The sequence below is a fragment of the Dietzia maris genome (assembly GCF_014144855.1).
Lineage (GTDB): Bacteria > Actinomycetota > Actinomycetes > Mycobacteriales > Mycobacteriaceae > Dietzia > Dietzia kunjamensis.
Genome location: NZ_JAALDN010000248.1, coordinates 1 through 5941, shown reverse-complemented (window position 1 = coordinate 5941; position 5941 = coordinate 1). Strand labels below are relative to the sequence as shown.

6 protein-coding genes are annotated in these 5941 nt (G+C 72.1%); 3 read left to right on the top strand and 3 right to left on the bottom strand.

The annotated features are described in order from the left end of the window. The first annotated feature begins 47 nt into the window (after positions 1–47). Entirely contained in the window at positions 48–911 is an 864-nt protein-coding gene (locus G6024_RS08785) for an SDR family oxidoreductase (RefSeq protein WP_159148506.1), read from the top strand. Between the two features lie 5 nt (positions 912–916). Further along, the gene (locus G6024_RS08780) at positions 917–1315 is read left to right on the top strand and encodes a DoxX family protein (protein WP_096907104.1); all 399 of its coding nucleotides are present in this window, start codon (positions 917–919) and stop codon (positions 1313–1315) included. Between the two features lie 37 nt (positions 1316–1352). On the opposite strand, the gene G6024_RS08775 is transcribed toward G6024_RS08780, so the two are convergent. Then, the gene (locus tag G6024_RS08775) at positions 1353–2381 is read right to left on the bottom strand and encodes a mechanosensitive ion channel family protein (RefSeq protein ID WP_069390418.1); all 1029 of its coding nucleotides are present in this window, start codon (positions 2379–2381) and stop codon (positions 1353–1355) included. 183 nt (positions 2382–2564) lie between these two features. Then, positions 2565–4076, bottom strand: a complete 1512-nt coding sequence (locus G6024_RS08770; protein WP_159148505.1) for a dolichyl-phosphate-mannose--protein mannosyltransferase — start codon at positions 4074–4076, stop codon at positions 2565–2567. Positions 4077–4142: 66 nt separating this feature from the next. Between G6024_RS08770 and rsmI the strand changes: the two genes are divergently transcribed. Further along, entirely contained in the window at positions 4143–4982 is an 840-nt protein-coding gene (gene rsmI, locus G6024_RS08765) for a 16S rRNA (cytidine(1402)-2'-O)-methyltransferase (RefSeq protein ID WP_159148504.1), read from the top strand. A 14-nt stretch (positions 4983–4996) separates the two neighbouring features. Here rsmI and G6024_RS08760 read toward each other — a convergent pair. Further along, positions 4997–5941, bottom strand: a 945-nt coding sequence (locus G6024_RS08760; RefSeq protein ID WP_159148503.1) for an aminodeoxychorismate synthase component I, incomplete at its 5' end; no start/stop codon positions are given.

Below are 5941 nucleotides of genomic sequence, written 5' to 3'. Positions count from 1 at the left end.
CGGGTGGCCCGCCGCTTTTCGATCCGGGCCCGGACGTGGGGGAGTAGATGTCGAGGCGACGGATCAAGAACTACCGGGGCAGGGTCTGCGTGGTGACCGGCGCGGCCAGCGGGATCGGTCGCGCGGCGGCCCTCCGGCTCGCGGATGAGGGCGCCCGCTTGGTGCTCACCGACCTCAACGCCGAGGGGCTGGCCTCCGCCGAGCAGGCCTGCCGGGACGCCGGTGCGCCCGTGCTCGTGGCCGAGGCGCTCGATCTCACCGACCACGAGGCCGTGATGGCGTTCGGGGCGCGCGTCGTGGCCGACAGCGGTGCGCCCGACGCGATCTTCCACGTGGCCGGCAACTCGGCCTGGGGCCGCCCGGATCTGCTCGAGCACCGGATCTGGCGGTCGATGGTCGAGGTCAATCTCATGGGCACCATCCACGTGGTGGAGGCGTTCGTGCCCGCGATGATGACCGCCCGCAAGCCCGCCGCGCTCGTCCTGGTCTCGTCCGCCGCCGGTCTGCTCGGCCTGCCGTGGCACGCCGCCTACAGTGCCGCCAAGTTCGGGATCCGCGGCGTCGCCGAGGTCCTGCGCTTCGACCTGGCGCCGTACGACATCGGCGTGCACCTCGTCTGCCCCGGCGGCGTCGACACCCCGCTCGTGGAGACCGTCGAGATCGCGGGCGTCGACAGGTCCGATCCCGAGGTGGCCAGGACCGTCGACCAGTTCCGGCGCCACGCGGTCACCCCGGACCAGGCCGCCGAGAAGATGCTCGAGGGCGTGCGCAAGGGGCGCTACCTCGTCTACACCTCCCCGGACGTCCGCATCGGCTTCGCCGCGCAGAAGTTCGCCCCGCCGCTCTACCAGATCGCGATGACGGCCCTCCACCGCCGACTCGCCAAGGCCGGCCGGGGCATCCTCCCGTGAGGGGGATGGAGACCCTCCGGGACGCCGCGATCCTCCTGGCCCGTGTCGGGCTCGGGGTGGTGTTCGCGGCCCACGGGTGGCAGAAGTTCTTCACCCTCGGCCTGAGCCGGGTGGCCGAGCAGTTCTCGAGCTACGGCATCCCGCAGCCGGCCGTCACCGCCGCGATCGTCGCCGGGGTGGAGTTGGTGGCGGGGGCCGCCCTCATCGCCGGGCTCCTCACCCCGCTCGCGGGCATCCTGCTCGGCGTGGACATGGCCGGCGCGTTCTACTTCGTCCACGCCACCAACGGCCCGTTCATCACGCAGAACGGCTGGGAGCTCGTGGTGGCGCTCGGGGTGGGGGCGCTGCTCGTGGCGGCGGTCGGCGCCGGCCGGTTCAGCATCGACAGGGTGCTGGGCGGCTAGCGCCGACCGGGCGGGAACGGCTGTCGCCGCCCGGGCCTCACCCCGAGGCCATCGCGCGCATCGCGGACACCGGGAGGCCGTCCGGGTACGGGGCGTCGATGCCGGCCTCGTCGAAGGCGTTGCGGATGCGGCGCCGCAGCTCCCGCTCGGTGGCCCACTGGGTGTTGGCCTGCGTCACCGCGGTCATCCGCAGGGACCAGAAGTCCGCGTCCAGCGCGTTCACGCCCTGGAGCTCCGGGCCCGAGATGAGGTTCGACGCGATCGGCTCCTCGGCCGCCGCCTGCCTGGCGGTCTCGATGGCCACGGTGCACGCCCGGTCGACGTCGGCGGTGTAGGACACGGGGATCTCGAGGAACGCGACGCCGAAGTCCTGGCTGTAGTTCCCGACCCGGGCGATGTCGCCGTTGCGGCAGTACCAGAGCGTCCCGTGCAGGTCCCGCAGTGAGGTGACGCGCAGTCCCACGTGCTCGACCGTGCCCTCGGCCTCGCCCAGGTCGACCCAGTCACCGACGCCGTACTGGTCCTCGAAGAGCATGAACAGACCGGAGAGGAAGTCCCGGACGAGGGCCTGGGCGCCGAAGCCCAGCGCGACGCCGACGATCCCGGCGGACGCGATGAAGGGCGCCACGTTGACGCCGACGATGGCCAGGGTCTGCAGCACCACCCACACGAGCACGGCGAACGAGACGATCGACTTGAGCACCGACCCGATGGTGGCCATCCGCTGTGCCCGCCGTTCCGCGCGTCGATGCTCGGTCCGCACGTGCTCCGCGGAGCGTCGTCGACTGTTCTTCTTCAGACTCGCGGCGGTGAGACCGCCACTCTCGTCGGCGGTGACCTCACCGCGGTCGCCGTCGGGGTCGAGTTCGACCGTGTGCGCGCCGGCGCGCCGGTCGGCCCGTTCCTGTCGGCGGCGCCGCCACGAGGACGGGGACGCGTTCTTCGACGGGGCGGTGATCCGGTCGATGCCCCGGTGGAGCACCCACCGCACCAGCAGCGCCAGCACGAGGTACAGGGCGATCATGGCCGGCTTCTCGACCAGCCACTGTTGGGTCACGTCGCTCATCGGGAGATCGGCGAAGGGAAGGGATAGCTCGTTCACTGCCGCGACGGTACTGACCGCACACCGTCGGCGACACCTCGTCCCCGGCCGCGGGGCGCGGGGATCAGGCGGCGCCGAGCCGGTGATCAGCACATGCTCAGGGGGCGGGATCCACGTGCGGGTGGGGACCTCGCGGGGGCGACTGCGCTAGCGCCAGGAAGGTAGCCAGAGCTGGTGACTCCACTCGGTCTGGGTGATGGGCATCCCCGAGAGGATGGGCAGCGCGTAGATGAAGTTCACCACGACCAGCGCGAGGTACAGGCTGACGATCGCACGACCGATGAGTTGCCGCCGGGGGGAGTCGGTGGCCCTGCCGGCGATCTCGCCCAACACGAGCGCGATGATCATGACGAAGAACGGCGCCATGACCGAGGCGTAGAAGAAATACATCTGGCGGTCGTGCTGGAAGAACCACGGCAGGTAGCCGGCCATGTAGCCCACCAGTGGGAACGCGTAGCGGCCGTCGCGGCAGATGACGGCGCGCCAGAACGCCCACGCCAGGACGGGGATGGCCAGCCACCAGATGGCGGGCGTGCCCAGGAGCATGATCGCGCGCACGCACGAGGTCTCCCCACAGCCGGCGATGCCCTCGCCCTGCTCGACGTAGTAGAGCATCGGTCGCAGGCTCATGGGCCAGGTCCACGGCTTGGACTCCCAGGGGTGCCGGTTCCCGGCGGAGGTGGTCAGCGTGGAGTGGAAGTCCAGGACCGACGACTGGTAGTACAGCCACGACTGCACCGAGTCGGGCAGCCAGTTGTCCTCGACCTCGTCGCCCACGACGTGCCGGTACACGGAGTTCTCGTTCGCGAACCAGGGCAGCCACGTGAACATGTGCAGGATCGCCGGCCAGAGGACGAGGGTGAGGAAGGCCGGCACCGCGTCGCGCAGCAGTGCGCCCGCGAGGGGGCGCTGGACCCCGTAACGGCTGCGCAGAGCCCAGTCCCACGCCACGGTCATCACACCGAAGAAGGCGATGAAGTACAGGCCGGACCACTTGACCCCGAGGGCGAGGCCCAGCATGACGCCGGCTGTGAAGCGCCACCAGCGGAATCCCAGTCGCGGTCCCAGGCTCGACAGGTGGAGCCTGCCCTCGAGGGCGGTCCGGTGCATGCGGGCGCGCATCTGGTCGCGGTCCACCAACAGGGCGCCGGCGGCCGCGACGACGAAGAGCACCTGGTAGATGTCCAGCATGCCGATGCGGGAGGTCACGAAGCTGACGCCGTCGAGGCACAGCAGCAGCCCGGCGACGAGGCCGAGCTGGGTGGACCGGGTCAGGCGCCGGGTGATGCGCATGACCATGAGCACCACGAGCACCCCGGCCAGGGCCGCGGTGAACCGCCAGCCCAGGGGGGAGTAGTCGAAGAGCATGCCGCCGATGGACTGGATCTGCTTGGCGACGGGCGGGTGGACGACCAGGCCGTAGGCGGGATTCTCCTCGATGCCGAGCTGGGCGACGTTGTACGACTGCGGTGCGTAGTGCTTCTCGTCGAAGACCGGGGTGCCCTTGTCCGTGGCCGAGGTCAGGCCCCAGAAGCGGGAGAGGAACGCCAGGACCAGGATGACGCCGGTGACGATCAGGTCGCGGGTCGTGTCGACCGGGCCGGTGTCGGGGGCGGGCAGCGGGCGTCCTGGTGAGCGCACGCCGATGGTCGAGGTCACAGGCAGAGCATAGTGGGGGCCGTGCGCCGGGCGGGGATGCGCCCGGCCACCGATAGGGTGGTCGTCATGACGTCCGGACGTGTCGTGTTGGCGGCCACCCCCATCGGGAACCCGGCTGACGCCTCGGATCGGCTGCGGCAGGTCCTGGCGACCGCCGACATCGTGGCCGCGGAGGACACCCGCCGGCTGCGTTCCCTCTCGACGGCCCTCGGGGTGACCATCGGGGGGCGGGTGATGAGTTTCTTCGAGCACAACGAGGCCGGTCGCGTGCCCCAGTTGATCGAGCGGGTCCGCGCCGGGGACGTGGTGGCGGTGGTGACCGACGCCGGGATGCCGGCGGTGTCGGACCCGGGGTACTCGCTGGTCGTGGCGTGCATCGAGGCCGGGCTCCCGGTGACGTGTCTCCCGGGTCCGTCGGCGGTCACCACGGCGTTGGTGCTCAGCGGGCTGCCGGTCGACCGCTTCTGCTTCGACGGGTTCCCGCCGCGGCGCCCGGGCCGACGCCGGACGTGGTTGGCCCGGCTGGCGGCGGAGGAGCGCACCTGTGTGTTCTTCGAGTCCCCGCACCGCCTGGCCGACACGCTCGCCGAGGCGGCGCAGGTCCTGGGCGCCGATCGCCGGGCGGCGGTGTGCCGGGAGTTGACCAAGACCTACGAGGAGGTCCTGCGCGGCACCCTGGGTGAGCTGGCCGAGCGGACCGCCGGCGGCGTGCTGGGGGAGATCGTCGTGGTGGTCGAGGGTGCCGACGCCGCCGGGTCGACCGCCACCCTCGAGGACCTCGTGGAGATCGTCGAGGAGCGGGTCGAGGCGGGGGAGCGGCTCAAGGACGCCTGCGCCGCCGTGGCCGAGGGGTCGGCGGTGACCAAGCGGGACCTCTACCAGGCCGTGCTCGACTCACGCGCCTGAGGGGGCGCGGCGGCTCAGAGCCAGGGCGCGGGCCCGCCGCCCCAGGTGAACGCCGCCTTGTGCACGCATTCGTCCCATTCGGCGTCCGGGTCGGAGTCGATGGTGATCCCGCCGCCCACCCCGAGTTCGCAGCGGCCGTCCGGCGCCACCTCGAGGGTGCGGATGGCCACCGCCAGGTCGAGGGTGTCGGCGGTCGCGAACCCGTAGGTGCCGCAGTGCAGGCCGCGGGACCGCGGCTCCCAGCCGGCGATGAGTTCCCGGGCACGCTGCTTGGGGGTCCCGGTGACCGAGGCGGGTGGGAAGGTGGCGGCCACGAGGGCGTCGTGGTCCACCGAGGTGCGCGCCGTGACGGTGGAGACCAGATGGTGGACGCCGGGCGCGGGACGGACGGCGAGCAGGTCGGACACCCTCACCGAGCCCACGTCCGCCACTCGTCCGAGGTCGTTGCGCGCGAGGTCGACGATCATGATGTTCTCCGCGACGTCCTTGGCGGAGGCGAGGAGTTCGGCGGGGTCGCGGTCGGCGGGCACCGTGCCCTTGATGGGGCTGGTGCGGACGTCGTCGCCGGTGCGTACGAGGAACTCCTCGGGGGAGAAGGCCAGCACCGCGCCCCACTCGCCCTCGAGGTACGCCGACCGCGCGGCGGGGGCGCGGCGGGCCAGGGAGAGGAAGGTCTCGAGCGGGTCCGCGCGGAGCCTGCCGTCGAGGCGGGTGCTCAGGCAGGTCTGGTAGACCTCGCCGGCGCGGATCGCCTCGAGGCAGTCCACCACGGCACGTCTGTGCGCGCGACGGTCGGGGGCGGCCCAGGTGAGGGGGATGCCCACCTCGTCGTCGTCGCCATCGTCCCCGTCGTCACCGGCGCCCCCGGATGACGGCGGCCCGTACCGTCGGACCACCTCGTGCGGGTCGGGGGCGGTGCCGTCGCCCCGCCACCGGCCGTCGGGGGCGAGCGTGAGCCT